This is a genomic window from Ruegeria sp. HKCCA0370, from assembly GCF_013033705.1.
In the GTDB taxonomy this organism is placed as follows: Bacteria; Pseudomonadota; Alphaproteobacteria; order Rhodobacterales; family Rhodobacteraceae; genus Ruegeria.
This window is the reverse complement of the sequence record NZ_WQEP01000003.1, coordinates 1-18,655: the sequence shown is the minus strand read 5'-3', so window position 1 is coordinate 18,655 and position 18,655 is coordinate 1. Positions and strand designations below refer to the sequence as shown.

19 protein-coding genes are annotated in these 18,655 nt (G+C 55.3%); 13 read left to right on the top strand and 6 right to left on the bottom strand.

Going from position 1 to position 18,655, the window contains the following annotated elements; translation table 11 throughout:
• Nucleotides 1-20: 20 nt before the first annotated feature.
• From GOW31_RS08755 to GOW31_RS08730, 6 genes are all read right to left on the bottom strand, one after another.
• Entirely contained in the window at nucleotides 21-170 is a 150-nt protein-coding gene (locus GOW31_RS08755) for a hypothetical protein (protein ID WP_171117713.1), read from the bottom strand.
• 12 nt (nucleotides 171-182) lie between these two features.
• A complete protein-coding gene (locus GOW31_RS08750; protein ID WP_171169358.1) occupies nucleotides 183-821 on the bottom strand; it encodes a DsbA family protein in 639 nt (212 codons plus the stop codon).
• Nucleotides 821-1,444, bottom strand: a complete 624-nt coding sequence (gene wrbA / locus GOW31_RS08745) for an NAD(P)H:quinone oxidoreductase (RefSeq protein WP_171169357.1) — start codon at nucleotides 1,442-1,444, stop codon at nucleotides 821-823. The genes GOW31_RS08750 and wrbA overlap by 1 nt, the downstream gene beginning before the upstream one ends.
• Before the next feature lie 107 nt (nucleotides 1,445-1,551).
• The gene (locus GOW31_RS08740) at nucleotides 1,552-2,439 is read right to left on the bottom strand and encodes a LysR family transcriptional regulator (protein WP_171117706.1); all 888 of its coding nucleotides are present in this window, start codon (nucleotides 2,437-2,439) and stop codon (nucleotides 1,552-1,554) included.
• A 335-nt stretch (nucleotides 2,440-2,774) separates the two neighbouring features.
• Nucleotides 2,775-4,142, bottom strand: a complete 1,368-nt coding sequence (locus tag GOW31_RS08735) for an alpha/beta fold hydrolase (RefSeq protein WP_171169356.1) — start codon at nucleotides 4,140-4,142, stop codon at nucleotides 2,775-2,777.
• Nucleotides 4,143-4,822: 680 nt separating this feature from the next.
• The gene (locus tag GOW31_RS08730) at nucleotides 4,823-5,455 is read right to left on the bottom strand and encodes a YceI family protein (RefSeq protein ID WP_171169355.1); all 633 of its coding nucleotides are present in this window, start codon (nucleotides 5,453-5,455) and stop codon (nucleotides 4,823-4,825) included.
• A 46-nt stretch (nucleotides 5,456-5,501) separates the two neighbouring features.
• Between GOW31_RS08730 and GOW31_RS08725 the strand changes: the two genes are divergently transcribed.
• The 13 genes from GOW31_RS08725 (at nucleotide 5,502) to GOW31_RS08670 (ending at nucleotide 18,570) form a co-directional block, all read left to right on the top strand.
• Entirely contained in the window at nucleotides 5,502-6,272 is a 771-nt protein-coding gene (locus GOW31_RS08725; RefSeq protein ID WP_253284218.1) for an endonuclease/exonuclease/phosphatase family protein, read from the top strand.
• A 76-nt stretch (nucleotides 6,273-6,348) separates the two neighbouring features.
• Complete coding sequence (locus tag GOW31_RS08720) at nucleotides 6,349-7,071, top strand: CDP-alcohol phosphatidyltransferase family protein (RefSeq protein WP_171169817.1); 723 nt, start codon at nucleotides 6,349-6,351, stop codon at nucleotides 7,069-7,071.
• Nucleotides 7,072-7,661: 590 nt separating this feature from the next.
• Entirely contained in the window at nucleotides 7,662-8,681 is a 1,020-nt protein-coding gene (locus GOW31_RS22000) for a sulfatase-like hydrolase/transferase (protein ID WP_253285426.1), read from the top strand.
• A complete protein-coding gene (locus GOW31_RS08710; RefSeq protein WP_171169350.1) occupies nucleotides 8,678-9,583 on the top strand; it encodes a lysylphosphatidylglycerol synthase transmembrane domain-containing protein in 906 nt (301 codons plus the stop codon). The genes GOW31_RS22000 and GOW31_RS08710 overlap by 4 nt, the downstream gene beginning before the upstream one ends.
• Nucleotides 9,580-10,575 carry an ABC transporter substrate-binding protein gene (locus GOW31_RS08705; protein WP_171169348.1) on the top strand — a complete coding sequence of 332 codons (996 nt, stop codon included), beginning with the start codon at nucleotides 9,580-9,582 and terminating at the stop codon, nucleotides 10,573-10,575. The genes GOW31_RS08710 and GOW31_RS08705 overlap by 4 nt, the downstream gene beginning before the upstream one ends.
• 15 nt (nucleotides 10,576-10,590) lie before the next feature.
• Nucleotides 10,591-11,337: an ABC transporter ATP-binding protein gene (locus tag GOW31_RS08700; RefSeq protein ID WP_171169346.1), complete on the top strand. Its 747-nt coding sequence runs from the start codon at nucleotides 10,591-10,593 to the stop codon at nucleotides 11,335-11,337.
• Nucleotides 11,338-11,355: 18 nt separating this feature from the next.
• Nucleotides 11,356-12,870: an ABC transporter permease gene (locus GOW31_RS08695; RefSeq protein WP_171169344.1), complete on the top strand. Its 1,515-nt coding sequence runs from the start codon at nucleotides 11,356-11,358 to the stop codon at nucleotides 12,868-12,870.
• A complete protein-coding gene (locus tag GOW31_RS08690; protein ID WP_171116962.1) occupies nucleotides 12,867-13,919 on the top strand; it encodes a glycosyltransferase family 4 protein in 1,053 nt (350 codons plus the stop codon). Before GOW31_RS08695 ends, GOW31_RS08690 begins: the two co-directional genes overlap by 4 nt.
• Nucleotides 13,920-14,177: 258 nt before the next feature.
• The gene (locus GOW31_RS08685) at nucleotides 14,178-14,744 is read left to right on the top strand and encodes a hemerythrin domain-containing protein (protein WP_171169343.1); all 567 of its coding nucleotides are present in this window, start codon (nucleotides 14,178-14,180) and stop codon (nucleotides 14,742-14,744) included.
• 10 nt (nucleotides 14,745-14,754) lie between these two features.
• Entirely contained in the window at nucleotides 14,755-15,162 is a 408-nt protein-coding gene (locus GOW31_RS21995) for a hypothetical protein (RefSeq protein ID WP_254441674.1), read from the top strand.
• 143 nt (nucleotides 15,163-15,305) lie between these two features.
• On the top strand, nucleotides 15,306-15,770 hold the full coding sequence (locus GOW31_RS21990; RefSeq protein WP_371813734.1) for a glutathione S-transferase family protein: 465 nt from the start codon (nucleotides 15,306-15,308) through the stop codon (nucleotides 15,768-15,770).
• A gap of 498 nt (nucleotides 15,771-16,268) precedes the next feature.
• A complete protein-coding gene (locus GOW31_RS08675; protein ID WP_171169341.1) occupies nucleotides 16,269-17,966 on the top strand; it encodes an amidohydrolase in 1,698 nt (565 codons plus the stop codon).
• On the top strand, nucleotides 17,956-18,570 hold the full coding sequence (locus tag GOW31_RS08670; protein ID WP_171169339.1) for a hypothetical protein: 615 nt from the start codon (nucleotides 17,956-17,958) through the stop codon (nucleotides 18,568-18,570). Before GOW31_RS08675 ends, GOW31_RS08670 begins: the two co-directional genes overlap by 11 nt.
• The last annotated feature ends 85 nt before the right edge of the window (nucleotides 18,571-18,655 follow it).

Genomic DNA, 18,655 nt, shown 5'->3' with positions numbered 1-18,655 from the left:
CGTATCTCCTTGTTCGGGGCTCACCAGAGCAGGTGATGGGGCAGCCGGGGTGGTCTGGCGCAGGCATCAAGGCCGATATCGCGCCGCATGTGCGGCGAGAGATCCTGTGCCAATTCGCACAACCTGCGGCGGTGGATCCGGCTGCGCGAAAGACGGGCGAAAGAGGTCATGAGGGTCTCCTTTCAGGCGACAAGGCGGAGGGCGGCGCGGAGCTGTGTGGCAAGGTCTTCCCGCGGTCCGTTGACGAGGCGCGCGCCTGTTTCGCGCACGATGAGCGTGGGAATGGAGTGGACCTGAAGAGCGCGGGCCAGTTGCCTATCGGCTTCGACGACCCGGGCCGTGTGTGGATCGTCGAACGCATCGCCAAAGACAGTCGCCTCGAACCCGAGATCCCGTGCCACTGCCAGAACGGTTTCGGGGTCGGCAATATCGCGGGCTTCGCCCAGATGAGCTCGTTGCAGGCAGTCGAACATGTCCCAATGTGCGGCTTGCCCGCCAATGCGTTCGGCGGCCTTGCAGCCGAGGGCGGCGATCATACCGTGGGGATAGTCGAAGGGCGCTGCCCGCATGGCGTCGATATCGACAAGCTCCGGCCGGTCGCCGACCTGGCGGCAGGCGTCCCAGTGGCCAAGGATGGTCTCGCGGGCGTCTTCGGGTGCGCCCCAGCGTGCGGCCATCTCGGCGCGGCTGGCCTGCAGGACGAAGGTCCGGTGCCGGATATCGAGATCGAACTCCTCCGCAAGCCCGCGCATCCGCGACGAGATGTTGAAGCACCAGCAGCAGACGACGTCGTGAAAGAAATCTATTGTAAGGGACGGCATCACGCGGCCTCCTCTTGCCAATCCGCCCCGGCAAGGCGCACGGCGATCCGGGCGACATGCGCGCCCTGGAAGCGCGCCCCGGCAAGATCGGTCCCGGATGGTGCACGCGACCCGTCGGCTCCGGCGATGGTGCCCGCGCCATAGGGCGCGCCGCCCACGATTTCCTCGCCCGCCTTCTGACCAGCAAAGGTATAGGGCATGCCCGCGATCAGCATTCCGAAATGCTGCAACGGGATCTGGGTCGAGAGCAGCGTCGCCTCGTGCCCGCCATGCTGCGAGCCGGTAGAGGCAAAGACGGCCGCGACCTTGCCGACCAGCGCGTTCCGCGCCCAGAGGCCGCCCGCTTGGTCGAGAAAAGACTTCATCTGCCCGGCCATCATCCCGAACAGCGTTGGGGTGCCGAAGATGATGGCGTCGTAGCTTTCCAGATCGGCGGGAGACGCAACCGGGGTCTCGTCGGCCGCGAACCCGGCCTTCTGCCGGATCTCCTCGGGGACGGTTTCGGGCACGCGCCGCAGATCGACATGGGTGCCGGGCACCGAGCGCGCGCCTTCGGCCTCGGCCTCGGCAAGCGCGCGGACATGGCCATAGCTGGAATAGTAGAGAACAAGAACACGGGTCATGGGATCCTCTCAGTGTTTCGGGTTTCGTCACCTGAGAAGATCGGCGATGAGGCGGCCCGGAATAACCGGACCGCTCTCAATTCACTCTTTACGTGGATTGAAGAATGTCAGGGGTGCAGCGCGGCGCGCAAGTGATCGAGAAACGCCGTCACTTTCGCATCCATGCCGAGGCGCGAGGCCGTCAATGCGTAGATTTCAGGCGCTGGCAGTTCCCAATCGGGCAGTACGCGGACCAGCTCGCCGCGCGCGACCGCATCCTTTGACACGAAATCCGGCAAGGTGCCGATTCCCTGGCCGGCAATCAGCAGATCGCGCAGGACAAGGCTGTTGCCGACGCGGATGGGCGGATCAAGGTCCACGGTCACCGTTTCGGATGGACCGTGAAGGGTCCAGGCGATGAGGTGATCGGCCAGCAAAAAGCCGATGACACGGTGATCGGCAACGTCCAGCGGCGTTTCTGGAGCACCGACGCTGTCCAAATAGGACGGCGCGGCAAAGACCTGTTGCCGCATCGTCCCCAGCTTGCGGGCCACAAGCGCGGAATCCGGCATCGCCGCCCGGATCCGGATCGACACATCGAAGCCTCCCTCCACCATGTCGATCACCCGGTCATCCATCGAAAGCGTTAGGCGCAGATCGGGATAGGCGTCGAAAAACCCCGGCAGGATCGGCGCAATGACGGTCTGACCGAAGGAACTGGAGGCGTTCACCTTGAGATGGCCGCGTATCGCCCCGGCGCCGTCACGGATGCGCGTCTCGACCTGGGACACGGCATCAAGGATACCTGATGCTTCCTCGTAGAAGAGTTGGCCAGCATCGGTGAGTGACATTGAACGCGTTGTGCGGGTGAGCAATACCGTGCCAAGGCTCTCCTCCAAAAGCTTTATCTCGCGGCTTAGAAGAGCGGGAGAAACCCCGAGATCCTCCGCTGCACGCGCAAAGCTGCCTCGCTCGACAATGCGGCGGAAGGCGTTCATGACAGAGAGCTTGTCCATTGTTGCTTTCGACCAGTCCAACTGAAACGCTGCCTTGTGCGAGCGATCAAGTCGAGGAATACCATGAATGCGGATCTCGTGCGAACAGGCCGCAAGACTGCTCGGCTGTCAATTCGCCTCCCTCTTAGAGGATACCATATCTGCAAAACCCGCCAAACCGATGATCCGCATTCGAACCATGAACAAAGACCACCGGCTCACCTTCGGCGTATTGTGCGTAGGATAGCCTGACTGCACTTATCGCAACTCTGTGTTCCATTACTCTGGCGAGGTACTCTTGTAGCATTTGTTTTGAGAGATATAGCGCCAAACCCGAAGGCACTTGGAGCAATAATTCAGCTGTGTTCAGCCAAGAAAGCCAGGGCATCCCTCTCAAAACGTGGCCATTCCGGGTCGTTGTCCGGGATGGTATGGTTCGAGCTTTCGTAGGCGATGAATTTCGCGTTGGGTAATCCCTTTGCAAACAATCGTCCTTGTTCGACCGGTTGCATCCTGTCACTGTTCCCGTGACAAACAAGGCACGGCACCTCGACCTTGGACAATATCGGTGAGATATCGATGTTATCAATCACGCCGCGATACCGCCCCATGTTTTCGGGTGAAATCATCTTACGCATGTCTTCGGCATATTGCCGCCGTTCTTCTTGGCTCGCGCCCGGCACGATGATTTGCGCCATCAAATCACGCAGAGACGGATAATCATCGTCCCACCCGGCAGTCATCATTTGCTTAATTGCGTTGGCGCGTTCCACATCTTTTTGCGATGTTCTTTTTGCCCGACCAACAGGGAACCCACCTATCATTACGATCGCAGACACGCGGTCAGGTCGGCGCGCTGCGAAGGCGGCTGCCACTGCGGACCCCTGCGATATCGCAAGGATCGGCGCGCGCCTTATATCCGCTGCGTCGAAAACAGTTTCCAAGTCATCAACGAACCGTTCGAACGTACAAGTTTCGGCGTCCCAGTCGGATAGACCGTTGAGCCTGGCGTCAAAACGGACCAAGCGATGTCTTTGAGCGATGGAAGTGTAAATTGGAGCTTTCCCGGGATTGCGCCAGTCAAGTTCCAAGTGTCCAATCCAACTTGGCGCCTTTACGACCGGAGGACCGTCTCCAACTGAGCTCCAGGCCAGACTAATGTTGTCGTCAGTTTTGCAGTAACGAATTTCCTGTGTTTTGGCGAAGTTAGCGCGCGATTTGGACACATGTTCATCGGTGAAGTTGAACGACAGCACTTCGATCGGCTGTTCAATGCCTTTGAACGTATGCAGCCCTTCTCGGCGTAATCGTTTGGCGTAATCCGCTCCGGCAAGATCACAAAGTACCTTTGAGGCCAGAATGCCCCCGGGTTCAGCTGCCGATTGGAGCCGCGCAGCGATGTTAACGCCGTCTCCGAAGATATCTTCGCCATCGACGGTAACGTCGCCGACATGCAAACCCGCTCTAAGCTGAATACGTTCCGGAACCAGATAGGGATGGTCTGGCTCTCTTAACTCGGTTTGAATCGCAATTGCCGCTTCTAAAGCGTTCCCTGCTGACGGAAATTCAATCAATGCTCCATCGCCCAACAGCTTGACCACCCTGCCAGATTTTTGTTCAACGATCGGCGTAACCAAATCGCGGTACAAGGTGTTCAGTGTTTTGAGAAGTAGCTTGGAGCCGCCCTGCATCATCCGACTGAAGCCGACGACATCCAGAGACATGATTGCAGCAAGTCGACGTTGGCTCATAGTTACTTCTCGCAAGTTGGCTCGAAGACACTACCACTTTCATAGATTGTTAGAACCGGCAACTTGCCTAATACCTGTGAACGTGCGGTGGAAAGATCGGTAGCTAAGGTCTCGAATTGTCGGAAGACGTGTGGAGGCGATTATTCAAAAGGTATGCCTATCCGTTTTCGTGGAGAACTGCGGGTTTGTCCGCAAAGCAGACACTTATCGGGATTGCACCAATGACGGCTTCGAGCAGAAACTTGACTTTGCGCAGATAGGTGCACGTCCCTTTCTTACATCAACCGGTTTGTCCCAATACCGTGTCTACACCCAGCCTATCCCGCACTCATCGCTGTCGTGGCCCTACAAAACCTGATCAGCGTCAATGCTTGCGCAACCACCAAGCACTATTGTTGCGATTTGCTCAGAAATCTTCACCACTGTAGGGCGCGTTTAGTCCGCATGCTTTCAGCTATGTAATACGTCATTTATGGTTCACCGCTATCAACATGAGGTAAATTCAGACTCAAAACTGAAAATGGGCGGCAGTCGTTTAGTGACTAGGATTCGAAGGAAAAATCAAAAAAAATACGTGGACTGCCCTTCGAAGCCAGGCAGTTTACTGCCCGCAAGATCGATTTGTTGGCTGGCAACACATTCGTTTACCAAAATCATTTGTCGCTTTTGATTGCTTCCGTCTCAATGTTAATCGTCACTTCATCGCCAACAAGCCCATTCGCGACTCCGTAGTCCATCCCAAACTCACTGCGCAAAATGGCGGTGTCGAGCGACAGTCCTAAAACCTCGCGTTTATGGCCAAACGGATATTCTGCGACTTTGTTTAGCGTAACATTCAGCGTTACGGGAAGAGTTTGATCCAAGATCGTCAATTCTCCGGTCACAGTTCCGCTGGTGTCGTCCGAAGCTGTGCCACCGTTCGCAACAAACTTGATTTCGGGATACGTCGAGACATCCAGGAAGTCTCGGTTTCGAACATGACCGTCACGCGCGTCGTTGAACGTGTTCACGGACGCCGCTTGGATTATAACCTCTACGTCGCGCAACTCTTGCGTTTCAGTGTCGTAAAAGAAGTTGCCCGACACTTCTGTGAACACACCAAGTGTTTTTGCGTAGCCGATGTGATCAATTGTGAAATAGATGGCCGTGTGCATTGGATCGAGTTCATACCGCGCCATATCGGCGTTGGCCGCCATTGCATATGCACTTAGTGCAGCCGAGGTTACAATCGTTCGCGTTGTAGTGCCAAAGCGGCCGAGATCGGTTTTTAAACGCGTAAAAGCCATAGTACGAAGACCTCCGAGTGGTAGCCAAGGTTATTAATAATATAGGTTGCAAACGGACAAAGGCCGTAAAAACATGAGCAACTCCACAATTCGCTGCGCAACATGGAACATTCATCGCGCAAAGGGACCAGATGGACAGGTCGATCCAAACCGTGTGGCCAACGCAATCGGGACGGAACTGACGCCTTTGGGTTTGGACATTCTGGCGTTGCAAGAAGCGGATGAGGAATGTCGACCGCACGCTCGGATCGTAGACGTGCAGAACATCTCCGAGCTTACGGGGCTCAGATACACACAAGACGCCCCCGCATTGCGTTGGGGAAGTCAGAGCGATGGATTTCTGGGAAGCATCCTGTTTCTGGGCGAGAGGTTTCAGCGCACCCATGCAGATGTGATTGATCTACCAGGTCATTGCCACCGGGGCGCCATAGTGTTCGAAACGCTGGTTGACGGTTATCCGTTGCGCATAATGACGATGCATCTCTCTTTGTCGCAACCGTTGCGCATCATCCAAATGCGTACCATTGGGCAGTACTTACATCGTCGCCCAACTATGCAAACACTCATGCTAGGCGACTTCAATGAATGGCGGCCTTGGGGCGGTTTGATGTTCCATCAACGGATTACTGGAACGGCCTTTCAAGGGCCTGCTCGAGCCAGTTTCCCGAGCCGAGCGCCTTTTTTACCCCTGGACAGGATCTTGACGGATTTTCCAGACGCGATTTCAGAGGTTCACGCACTAAAATCAGAGGTTCTGGTGCAGGCTTCGGATCACTTGCCTTTGACGGGCGTTGTTAAGCTTGGGAAAAGGACGTGAGCGGTTGGTTGCCCACAAGGCTACCCGAAGTTCGTTGGCGGGCTAAATTGTTCTTAGGATCAATTGGGTGACGTTTATGTTTGGCGGTGATTTTTACAACGCGACAAGGCCTGTGGAGGTGGAACCACCTGTTGCCAACCTGTGCATAGCCAGCGCGGTCATTGCTCTTGCAATGGCAGTATGCTCATTACTGGCGTTTGGTTCCGCATTGCCCCCTTTGGTCGTCTTTGGGGTAGTCGTCGGATTGCTGATCCCGGGGTTGCGTCGAACCTATCCTTATGAAGTGTTGGGTCTGTGTAACCTTGTAACCCTAATCCGCGCTGCAATGGTCGCGTTTTTGGCTGGCACTGTGGTCGCGCCAACCGTGAACCCTTGGCTGGTATTTGTGGTGGCAACAGTAGCATTCGCATTGGATGGCGTAGACGGCTGGTTGGCGCGGCGATCAAAACTGACATCCCGATTTGGCGCGAGGTTTGATATGGAAACGGACGCGTTGTTGGGCGCGGTCCTCTCTGTGTGGCTTTTGGTATCAGGGACAACAGGCCTGGAAATTCTGGTTCTTGGTTTCATGCGATACACCTTCTGCGCAGCAAGTCTATTTTTGCCCGCATTGCAGGCTGAACTCCCCGAGTCGTTCCGTCGAAAAGCAATTTGCGTTATACAAATCGGTGCGTTGGTCACGCTCCTGTTTCCCTTGACGCCAACAACAGCGTATTTGCCGATATCTTTTATGGCTGCGATACTGCTCGCATGGTCCTTCTTTGTGGACATCAATTGGCTTCTTGGGCGTGCTGAATGAGGCAAGCACTTTTCTTAGCTTTGGGTGCGTTGGCTGTTTTTTCTGTTCTCGCGCTGCCAAACCATCCAAGCGCTTTTGGGTGGGGTGCGGTGTTGCGCTGGCCTCTCGAGCTGCCTGTCATACTATTTCTGATGATGGTGCTGGGTCGGCGCTTGATCATCGTACACGCGGTCGCGCTGGCTTTGTTGGCTGTCGCTGTTTTGAAGCTCGCCGACTATGCAATGTTTAGCGCTTTTGACAGGCCTTTTAATCCGGTCGTTGATATGCCCTTGATCGCTGCAGGGTTCTCATTCGCCCACGATAGCCTTGGTTTGGTTGTATTTGTTTTTGCAGTGTCATCGACCATTTTGTTGCTGGCCCTGCTTTACGTTTTTATAGTCCAGGGCTTTGCCGCTTGGGCGTCACTTGGACAAAATGCAAAAACAGGATTGGCAGCAGCTTTGATCGGCGTCGGCTGCACTGGATGGGCTGTCGCGGATGCGGGTCATCACCTCAGTTTCTGGAAATTGGGAAACAGCCCGCCGGGGACCACCTGGACCGCTCGCTTAGCAGTAAATCGCGTAGAGGAAATACAGAGAACAACCAGAGATTTGGCTGAGTTTCGTAAGGCCGCAGGTTCAGATACCTATGCCAATCAGACCGGATTGTTGAACAAGCTTGATGGGCGGGATGTGCTTTTGATCTGGATTGAAAGCTACGGTCGCGCGAGCTTCGACAACCCGCTGTACGCGCCAACGCATCTTGCAACGCTGCGGTCTGCTCAGGCGGAAATCGCGGGTTCGGGCCTTGCCATGAAAAGCGGTTGGCTGACCTCGCCAACGGCAGGCGGACAAAGCTGGTTGGCACATGGGACCCTGGGGTCCGGCTTGTGGACCGCCGATAACGGGCGCTATCAAGCGATGATCGACAGTGGGCGCAAATGGCTATCTCATATCGCGCAAGCGGCGGGGTATCGGACAGCCGCTGTCATGCCTGCAATCACAAAGGACTGGCCCGAGAGCCGAGCGATGGGGTTTGAGCTTGTTTTTGACAAGGCCACAATCCCCTATGCGGGCGAGAGTTTTCGCTGGGTCACGATGCCCGACCAATTCACCTTGGCTGCGTATCCCGATCTCTTGCCGCCGGACCCGAGACCTGATTTTGTCCAGATCGCCCTGATCTCTTCACATGCCCCTTGGACGCCAATCGCAGATGTAATCCCGTGGAAGGACGTAGGCGACGGCACCGTCTTCAATGAGATGGCCTTACGGGGACCGACACCTGAAGTGTTGTGGAAAGACCGGGATGCCGTGCGGGACGCGTATCGCAGATCGGTAGACTACGTTTTGCAAGTCGTCTTTTCTCATGTTCTTCAACTGGCCGACGATGCACCACTGGTCATTGTCGCAGGGGACCATCAAGCCGCTGGATTTGTATCAGGCAGTGACAGCAAGGATGTAGCTGTTCATATAATCGGACCCCCGCAAGTCTTGGATCACATCGAGCATTGGCGTTGGACCGAAGGGCTTGTCCCCGCATCCGACGTCCCTGTTCGCCGAATGGACAGTTTTAGGGACAACTTTATCGCGGCCTTTTCTGACAAGACCTCAACCGCAATGGTGACGCAATGAACCGGTATTGGGTCAGGTTGGTCGTATCGATCACGTTGATTATCGCGTTGCTTTGGTGGACGGATTTGGCGCGTGTCGCTGATCATCTGCGGATGCTTAGCCTGGAATGGGTAGGGCTTTCGATCCTTGCAACAACTGCCGCAACCTTCTCGATGGCATTCCGATGGCAACTTACAGCGCGCACGTTGGATATTCGGTTTGATTACTCTTTCGCCCTGCGCGAATACTATATCGCGCAGCTGGTGAATATGGTTCTGCCCGGCGGCGTTCCGGGGGATCTGACCCGTGCGGTTCGGGCGGGGAAGAAAGCAGACCTCAAACGCTCAGCTCAATCTGTGTTCGCGGAACGGCTGTTGGGGCAAATCGCGATCATGGCAGTCTTTTTTCTGGGCGTCTGTGCTGCGCTAATGTGGCCCGCAGGCTTCGATCATCCTGAACTGAGCATGACAGTTCTTGCTGTGTTGCTATCCGCTCTAGTCGTGGTGAGCCTTATATCACTTGCCCTTCCATCAATTGGGAGGTTCGTTGTTTTTTTGATCAGGTTACAACGTCGAACGGCCTTTGTTTTGCTCGGCTTAGTCAGCTCCGCATGTCTGATACTGGGATTCTACGCGTCAGCAAGGGCTGTAGGGGTTGTCATACCATCAGGCGGCTTGCTTATCATTATTCCTCTGGTGTTGACCGCCATGCTGATCCCTATGTCGATTGGTGGTTGGGGTTGGAGGGAAGGAGCCGCTGCCGCCTTATTTCCAATAATCGGGCAGTCATCCAGTGCGGGCATTGCTTCGGGTGTCACTTATGGCGCCGTTATCCTGATCGCCGCGCTGCCAGCAGTTGCAATTCTGCTGTGGCCAAGATCGCTTGAACTGCAACTAACGACAGGGAGAAGAAATTCGCTATGAAACAGCCCGCCCACCTTACACGCCGTTTTTTTCTTCAAACCGGAGCAGCCGGTTTTGCCGCTTCTGGATATGGGTTGCCGGCACTAGCAGCTAACTTACAACCTTTGAATTTCCAGCTGTCGTGGCTGCATTCAGTGCAGTTTGGCGGAAGTTACATTGCGAAAAACAAAGGGTATTGGTCCGATCTGGGTTTGGATGTCTCACTCGCCCAAGGCGGTCCAAACGCGCCTGTCGAGCCGCCCGTGGTTTCAGGAACTGCTTTGGTTGGGATATCAGCTGCGGACTATACCGCCGCCGCTGTGGCGCAGGGCGCGCCGTTCAAAATTATCGCTGTTGCAATGCAAAAGAATCCGTTCGCGATTGCATCGCTTGCGGCCAACCCGGTAAACGAACCCGCGGATCTGGTCGGCAAAAAGATCGGTATGGCCGTCGCGAATACGCCCGTCTTGCAAGCCTTATGCACGTTGAACGGGATAGACATCGACCAAATTGAAATTATCCCCACTCAATATGACCCGGCACCGTTAGTCAGTGGCCAGGTGGATTGCCTGCTTTGCTGGGAAACAGATTTGCCCGTCGCCATGACTGTGCGGGGCGTCGACAACACCACAATGCTCATGGCTGACTACGGGTATGCCGTTCATTCTCAAACCTATATCGCCACCGAAGACTCTCTTGCTCAAAGGCGCGCAGAGCTTGTGTCTTTACTGAAAGGCGAAGTCATGGGGTGGAATGATTATCACAAAGACACCGACGCCGCCGCCCAGTTGACGCTGGAGATGTTCCCTGATGCAGGTCTGGATCTCGCCGCGCAAAAGCTGCAGGCCGCGCGCCAAGTGCCGCTGATGTTCTCAAACCTGACGGCCGAGTTCGGGTTCGGTTGGTTCACCGACGAGACTGTGGCGGCCAATGTCGAAACGCTCGCGCTGTTGGGTCGAAACGTTACTCCTGACCTTTGGGACAGGTCGCTGCTGGAAGAGGTGTATGGCTGACCCGAGGGCTGACGCGTGACCACGCCCGGAATCTCCTGCACCAACATCCGGAAGAGTTTTGATCGCACAGAGGCGGTGTCAGAGCTTTCGGTTGACTTTCGATCCGGTAAGACGACGGCGTTGGTTGGACCATCCGGCTGCGGGAAATCAACCGTTCTGCGAATGATAGCCGGGTTGGAAACACCCGACACGGGGCACATCACGATTGGCAGTGAAACACCAAAACAGGTCGCCCGTCGCGGGGGGCTTGCCATGGCGTTTCAAGACGCATCGCTGCTGCCATGGCGAACCGTAAGATCCAACATCGCATTGGGTGCGGAACTCGCTCGCAAACCGGTGGATCGCGTAGATGACCTGATAAATCTTGTCGGGCTGGACGGGTTTGCCGAGCATCGGCCTGCAGAACTGTCAGGTGGTATGCGCCAACGCGCCGCAATCGCGCGCAGCCTTATTTCAGAGCCAGAGGTCCTGCTGTTGGACGAACCTTTTGGGGCCGTCGATGCGATCACGCGACGTCGATTGAATCAAGAACTCCCGCCGTTGTGGCGTGAGCGCCAAACGACAACACTTCTCGTTACGCATTCCGTGGAAGAGGCGGTTTTGCTATCGGATCGCGTGATCGTGCTGTCACCTCGGCCTGCGCGTATCTTGGCCGATATACAGGTCGAAATTAACCGGGACTGCACAGTTTCCACTGCAACTTCACCAGACTTTCGCGCTTTTGTGACGCAAGTACTGACCGCGTTGGAGGAGGCTGAGTAGGTGGAACCGGGACGTATCATGCTGGGCGTCTTGCTTATGCTTCTAATCTGGGAAGGCTTGGCGCACGTTCAGCCAAACAGCGTGTTGATCAGTGGACCATTTGATATCGCGGAGTATATCAATGATCATTCTGGGCTACTTTTCAGGGCAGCGACCGAAACCTTAAGGAATGCCGCGCTCGGGTTCTTTTGGGGAAACCTTGCGGCGGTGGCCCTGGCCTGTTTCGTGATCTTGGTCCCGAAGTCAGAATGGGTAGTATCGGCGCTCGCGCTTCTAGTGTTCTGCATTCCGCTGATCGCGAGCGGCCCGATTTTACGGGTCCTGTTCGGGCCCGGAGCTGGCCCACAGATCGCTTTGGCGGCACTGGCTGTTTACTACACCACATTCCTGGCCTTGGTTGTGGGTCTTCGGGCGATCTCGAAAAGCTGGACAGATTTGATGGCCGTTTACGGTCGGGGCCGCATGTCGACCCTATTCGTTGTGCGATTCAGAGCCAGTTTGCCTTACCTGTTTGTGGGATTGCAGATCGCGGCGCCAGCTGCCTTTCTGGGTGCGATGATTGGAGAATTCACGGGCGCCGAGCGAGGATTAGGTGTTTTGACCTTGAGGGCCATGCGCGGTCTTCAAACGGATGCGACCTGGGCGCTGGCGGCTATTTCCGCATCACTGGCTATGCTCGGGTATGCATGCGTTGGCCTGCTCAAAAACAAACTGACACCACATGCACCGACAATCCTGCAATCGACGCCCAGAGTTGGTCAAAAGCGCGCGCTCTCTACTCAAATACTTGGTATCGTTTTTCTGTCTGCCATGGTTTTGGTTCTGTGGCAGGGACTCATGGATTTATTTAACCTGAATTCGTTCTTCGCGAAGCGACCAGCAGATATTTGGACCTTCGTTTCCAACACAACGAACCTGAACACATTACTAACTGCGCTTGGCGAAACCCTGGCTTATGCGATACCCGGATATCTCGCCGGTTTGGCGCTTGGTGCGGGACTGGCCGTGATTTTAACGCTTTGGCCACCAGTGGAGCGGGCGATTATGCCGACCGCCATTACATTACGCGCCGTGCCGATCATCACAACTGCGCCCTTGCTGGTTCTGGCATTTGGGCGCGGCTTTACCGGGACCGTTGCAATTGTCGCTGTGATGGTTTTCTTCCCAACTCTTGTTGCCTGCCTGCAGGGATTGCGGCAGGCTCCGAAGCAAATCGTGGATCTTTTTGAAAGCTATGGTGCCGGTCGTTTGAAACTACTCCGATGCGCCCAAATCCCGGCCATGTTGCCCGCTTTATTCGCGTCTGCCCGCATGGCAGTGCCAGCCGCGCTATTGGCTGTCACTACAGCTGAGTGGCTGGCAACCGGGCGCGGCATAGGCGTGTTAATGGCACTGACCGCGAGTACATCAAACTACAATATGCTGTGGTCCTGCGTTGTCCTTTTGTGTCTTGCGGCAGTCACAGCATACGCTGGAGTTGCATGGTGCGAAAAGCGGGTTCTGCGCGTTTATGCGAGCGAGCAAGTGGTATGACAGAAGCTGTTTTTGCAATCCCTGGTGACAAAGACCGGCGCACCGGCGGATTCATCTACGAAGCCACCGTATTGCGGGTTCTTAACGAGATCGGTTGCAAGACCGAACACCTGAAACTACCGGGTCGATTTCCCGACCCAACGCAGGACGATATGGCAGTGGCACTGAACGCCCTGCGCGCCGTACCCGGAAAACGCCCGATTATCCTTGATGGATTGGTTTTTGGCTCCATCGATCCAGAGGGTTTGGCGCAGGTGAGCGCCCCTATAATAGCAATGATACACCACCCCCTTGGACTAGAAACTGGGTTGCCGACGGAACGGGCTAATTTTCTGCTCAAAAACGAAGCCGCAGCTCTTCAGCACGCAGCACATATTGTCGTTCCAAGTCCAGAAACTGCGCGCGTGCTGGTCAACCAATTGGCTGCAAAACCGGATCTAATAACTGTCGCACCCCCAGGTTTTGATCGTCCGGTTGTCTGTAAACAGCCGAAGCGTCCGCCTTTGATTTTGTCAGTTGGCCTGTTGGCCCGCCGCAAAGGGCATGACACTCTTCTAGGTGCGCTTGAGACAATCAGGGACTTGGAATGGCAGGCTGTTATCGTTGGCAAGGAGCACGACGATAACACTGCGGTTGAGCTTTACTGTCAGGCCAAGGCCCTCGGTCTAACTGAGCGCGTGACCTTCACGGGAGAGTTGGACCGAGCCCCGTTGAACGACTTGTTCAACTCGGCGACACTTTTCGCGCTTGCGACCCGGTACGAAGGCTACGGAATGGTTCTTAGCGAAGCAATGATGTTCGGACTTCCAATCGTTTCCTGCGACGTGGGTGCTGTCCCTGAAACAGTCGGTGACGCGGGGATTCTGTTGCCACCCGAGGACGCTCTGGCCTTTGGAGCTACTCTGCGTTTGCTTCTCAAAGACCAAGGAACGCGAGCACGCTTGGGAAGACTGTCAGACTTGAAGTCACAGTCTCTACCAACGTGGCGTGAAACCGCGGGAACATTCGCCTGCGTAATCAAATCACTCGCCGAGAAAACCAAATCATAGAGCTTTTTAGCAAGGGCTTCACCAAGATTTGTTTTTTGGCCACACAGTCTTAGCGGTCAGATCAACGGCAAAAGACGTGCTTAGCCGTAACGACCTGAAAGATTTCATCCAGCAAGGCATCGAAGCCTAGAAGCGCAAGATCGCTGGTTTGTGTTGGACCGACTTCGCAGGGGTTCGCTGACGCATAGTGACTGTGCGTTCTCGCTAGTGGCGAGCACTTGCCCGACCTCCCATCTTTGGCCTGAAAGGAGACAACCGATGCTCGATACATATACCATTCGCCAAGACGACATGCCTCAAGAAATGCGGTTTCTCTTGGACCAATACCCCCGCGACAGTTGGGAAGCCCATCCAGGTTTCAAAGAGAAAACCGAGCATTGGCTCGGCGCGCATGAGATGTTCCGCCGTGTTGCGGAACGTATTCGCTTGGATACAGAAGGGGTTTTGAGCAACGAGATAGGGTTGGACGACTACGTTGGGCGGCTGTCGTACTATGGCGGCAACCTGGTTGGAAACCTGCATGGCCATCACGGCTGGGAAGATCGCAGCTATTTCCCTGCACTATCTGCTGCGGACCCTCGTTTTGATGCGGGGCTTGAGTTGCTAGAACAGGATCACTTCGATCTGGATAAGGTGCTGAGTGACTTCACCGGCACTGCGAACCGTGTGATCAAGCTATCCGCACTTGATGAGGAGCAAGCTTACGACGAAGCCGGACAGCTCCATGCGACGAGCAACACGATTGAAGCGTTCCTTAAACGGCATCTCAGCGATGAAGAAGAATTGGCCGTGCCAATCATCTTGCATCACCGGCTCAGAGGGTGATGCTGAAGTTATGGCCGACACGTCTACCGAAGTAGACCAAACTGATATCAACAAGCGCCGTGCACGGGGTGAATTCGTGCGCGGTATCAGCGGCTTTCGCCACGCTATTGGCGATCCAGTGTTTCCAGCAGAACCTGTTCGCTATCACCTATTCGTAGCACTGAATTGTCCGTGGTGTCACAGAGTGACGCTAGCGCGAAATGTGTTGGGCCTTCGAAACAGCATCACGATGGACGTTGCATTTCCAAACCGCACCGGCGACGACGATCCAGAGGCGCCAAACCTATGGGAGTTTGCGCCTGATCGGATTGCATCGCTCACAAGTGAGACTTTGCCAGAATGCACGAGTGAGACCGGCACCGGCAAAGGACTGCGCCTTGCCAAAGAGATCTATCGTGCCGAAGGCTCTGAAGAGTAATCCCTTCCAATCCTGTATGACAAAATTGTAGGGCGCATAGTTAACAACGAAAGCGCTGAAATTGTCCGAATGCTGGACGCATCAGAGGATTCTCTTGCAGCACAATCCCGGCAGCTGAACGCGTTAGGCTTTACCCAGACGAAGTGCCGATTCACCAAATTCACGACCTGAACGAACGGATTTATACAGCGATTAACAATGGTGCCTACAAGGCCGGGTTTTCCTCTGATCAAACGTTCTTTAAAACAGCCTTTGACGCCTATTTTGAGACACTCGAATATTTGGAGGAACATCTCCCAGATGGCAGGCCCTATTTGACAGGCAACCACTTTTCAGAAGTAGATCTTCGCCTGTTCCCAACTCTCTATCGTCACGATCCCGTCTACTATGTGCGAATGAAGCTTAATGGTGCGAGAATCCTAGATTACCCGTACTTGTGGCGGTGGCTGTGCCGTGTATACGCGTTGCCTGGAATTGCCGAGGCAGGTTCTCTTTTACACTGCCGCCAGGGCTATTTCGGACGCAGTTGGAATGTTGTGCCCAATGGGCCTTTCAAGCCAATGTCGTACCCAGAGGCCTATCGCCACCCTGACCTCGCAACACTGTAGGCCTCGTCAAATTGTATTTGGGAGGCCTAACTTCGAAACCAAACGTTTCTGTTTTGGACGACGGGAGCATTTTTCCTCCGCATTTCGTAACCTGTAAATGTTTAGTTGCAAATGTCCGGTTTGGGCTGCCACCGGCCAATCATGCTCGCCGCAGAAGACGTGTGCTCTGAGCTCAACTTGTGAATTCGAAATTCTCGTTGAGTGCACTCGCAACATCAAAATCGCCGCGGCCGCATCATTCATGTCTTCGTCACGCGGCTCGAAAGACTGCGAGCTTGTTTGCAGCAGCAGTAGTTCGAATGATGCCTATTTTTTTGCGAGTGCGGAACGTTTCGTTTGCCGAATTGTCGAAAGCGCATCATGATTAGAATTGCACGTGTCTACGACGAACATCTTGTTCTGCATTGCCTGACTCAACCAAAGGGCAGATCAACATTAAGTCGTAGCAAAGGACAAAATTCCTTTGGCCGGTACGGCATTGATCCCAGGAGAAAGCCCATGAAACGCCGCAATTTCATCAAGTTAAGTGCTGTCAGTTCTGTGGCGCTGTCCATGCCGGCTTATGTACGAGCACAGACGGAGCGTACAATCGTGTATCGTGGCGGCATAGTGCTTCCTGTAGATGCAGCCTTTTCGCAGCACACGGCGCTTGCCGTTCGCGGCAATCGCGTGCTCGGTGTCGGCTCGAACGACGACATGGCAGCGCTTGCAGGCAGTGGGGCCGAAACCATTGATCTTGATGGCCGCACGCTACTGCCCGGCTTCATAGAGCCTCACCTGCATCTGACGCTGCTTGCCGCGCTCTCCGACGCCGTCGACATCGGCCCATTTGTTTTCGCGACATTCGATGAAGCCGTTGCCGGATTGAGGCAAGCGATCTCGGATTTACCGGGGCCTGAAGCCTGGCTGGTCGGTCGACAGTTCGACCCGAGTCTCCTGGAACCCAGCCGTGACCTGACAACGCGGGAGTTGGATGAACTCGCGCCGGACAGACCGGTCTTTATCCTAAACGCATCGGGTCACATCGCATATGTAAACTCCATTGCCATGAATCTGGTCGGTTACACCAACGACTCCGAACCGCCAGCCGGAACCGAGTTCGGCCGGTATGACGACGGCTCGCTCAACGGTGTTCTTTTCGGCCAAGCAGCCTTCCTGCCGATCCTGTTCATGAACGAGGACATCGCAAACACCATGGGCACGGGTTTTGGACCGGCTGTGTCGCGTGTCGGTGAAATGGTTGCACCCCACGGTATTTCAACCATGACGGATATGGCGGCGGGGGTAGTGACTGGTCTCTCGGAGTTGGAGGCCATTCGCGGCCAATATGACGGTGGCGCAATGAAAGCGCGGGTCCGGTCCTTCATTTTTGATCTGGGGGCGATCAAGCTCGGCGACATCGATCCCAACTGGGGGAACGATTTCGTCCGGGCTTCAGGATGGAAGATCGTTTCCGATGGCTCCAATCAAGGCCTGACCGGCCGCCAGCGGGCTCCGTATTTTTCCGAACTTTCTCTCGGTCTTCACTATGTGGAACCGGAGGATCTGATGCTGCGCGTCAACGAGGTCGCGAGAGCGGGCTGGCAGCTTGCCATTCACGGAAATGGCGATGCCGCCATCGATTCCATACTAAACTCGGTAGAGTACACGACCCGCAACGGTCTCGACATGAAGAACAAGCGGACTCGAATAGAGCATGCTTCGATCATCCACGACGACCAGTTTGCGCGCATGGCCGAACTGGGCGTTCATCCCAGTTTCCTGATCAACCACGTCCACTACTGGGGCCACGCCATGCGTGACAATGTTTTCGGCCCCCGCAAGGTCGAGTTGCTGGACCGTTGTGCGGCAGCGGAAAACGCAGGTCTCACCTATACGATCCATACCGACGCGCCGGTCTCGCCGCTCGGGACCTTGCACAAGATCCGAGTCGCAGTCGCCCGCGACCTGTGGAAGGAACCCGAGACGATCCTGGCTCCGCAAGAACGGGTGTCGGTGGAATCGGCCATCCGGGCAGTTACGGCCAATGCTGCCTGGCAATGCAATTCGGAGGATGTGATCGGTAGCCTGGAAGAAGGCAAGCTCGCGGATATGATCATACTTGAGGAGGATCCTCGCGCGGTCGACCCGACGACCATTTCCGACATCAAGGTCAGTGAAACTTGGATGGATGGGAACAAGGTCTATGAAGGATAAGTTGGTTCGCTGCGTATCCGCACTTGGGTTGCTGCTCGCAAGCAGCGTCTCTGCGCAGGCGTGTGCCAGCGATTTAATGTTCACCTTTTTTCTCCACAAGAACCCCGAAGCTCAGAAAGCCAACACGGCCATCTTGGAGGCCGACGAAAACGGGATACTTGTGGGAGAGCAGTGGGAAAAGTCTGTGGGCCTTTCATTGCATGCCTGGCGTGCACAAAAGACTGAGTTTACTATCCGGGCGTTGCAGCACCGAATGAAAGCCGCGTCGAACTCGACCAGAGACATGAGTAACGCACATCTCTTCCTGATGAGAGAGTTCACATGGCTTGATCTCAAATCCGGTGGCGACGGAATGACAGTGTCGCGCACACCGCCGCGAGAAACTGCACGAATGTCCACTGGCGCAGTTGGCGACGCCCTCCTCATTTATACGACGCGCCGAGTGCTTGACACTCTTCTTGCGGGCGAGATGACGCTGGACGTAGCCATTGAGAAAGGCCTGATTACGTCAAACTGCGGGAGCCAATGCCCCGGCGACCCCTTTGGTGCATTGGCCGTAGCGATGGCAGAACCGCAGCAGAAGGCAGAGCTCGGCTTGGACTAGGGTCAGGATGCATTGATTTTCGCTGAGCGGCGTGATTCACGGCTCCAAAAACGGAGCGATGACATGAGCGACCTTTATTGGCTGA

Excerpts from the sequence above, each read along its gene's own strand:
- GOW31_RS08730 (WP_171169355.1), bottom strand. The coding sequence starts at position 5,455 with ATGGCTTTTACGCGTTTAAAAACCGATCTCGGCCGCTTTGGCACTACA.
- GOW31_RS08755 (WP_171117713.1), bottom strand. The coding sequence starts at position 170 with ATGACCTCTTTCGCCCGTCTTTCGCGCAGCCGGATCCACCGCCGCAGG.
- GOW31_RS08670 (WP_171169339.1), top strand. The coding sequence starts at position 17,956 with ATGAAGGATAAGTTGGTTCGCTGCGTATCCGCACTTGGGTTGCTGCTC.
- GOW31_RS08750 (WP_171169358.1), bottom strand. The coding sequence starts at position 821 with ATGCCGTCCCTTACAATAGATTTCTTTCACGACGTCGTCTGCTGCTGG.
- GOW31_RS08740 (WP_171117706.1), bottom strand. The coding sequence starts at position 2,439 with ATGGACAAGCTCTCTGTCATGAACGCCTTCCGCCGCATTGTCGAGCGA.
- GOW31_RS21995 (WP_254441674.1), top strand. The coding sequence starts at position 14,755 with ATGGCCGACACGTCTACCGAAGTAGACCAAACTGATATCAACAAGCGC.
- GOW31_RS08675 (WP_171169341.1), top strand. The coding sequence starts at position 16,269 with ATGAAACGCCGCAATTTCATCAAGTTAAGTGCTGTCAGTTCTGTGGCG.
- GOW31_RS08710 (WP_171169350.1), top strand. The coding sequence starts at position 8,678 with ATGAACCGGTATTGGGTCAGGTTGGTCGTATCGATCACGTTGATTATC.
- GOW31_RS08705 (WP_171169348.1), top strand. The coding sequence starts at position 9,580 with ATGAAACAGCCCGCCCACCTTACACGCCGTTTTTTTCTTCAAACCGGA.
- GOW31_RS08720 (WP_171169817.1), top strand. The coding sequence starts at position 6,349 with ATGTTTGGCGGTGATTTTTACAACGCGACAAGGCCTGTGGAGGTGGAA.
- wrbA (WP_171169357.1), bottom strand. The coding sequence starts at position 1,444 with ATGACCCGTGTTCTTGTTCTCTACTATTCCAGCTATGGCCATGTCCGC.
- GOW31_RS08695 (WP_171169344.1), top strand. The coding sequence starts at position 11,356 with ATGCTGGGCGTCTTGCTTATGCTTCTAATCTGGGAAGGCTTGGCGCAC.
- GOW31_RS08735 (WP_171169356.1), bottom strand. The coding sequence starts at position 4,142 with ATGTCTCTGGATGTCGTCGGCTTCAGTCGGATGATGCAGGGCGGCTCC.
- GOW31_RS08685 (WP_171169343.1), top strand. The coding sequence starts at position 14,178 with ATGCTCGATACATATACCATTCGCCAAGACGACATGCCTCAAGAAATG.
- GOW31_RS08690 (WP_171116962.1), top strand. The coding sequence starts at position 12,867 with ATGACAGAAGCTGTTTTTGCAATCCCTGGTGACAAAGACCGGCGCACC.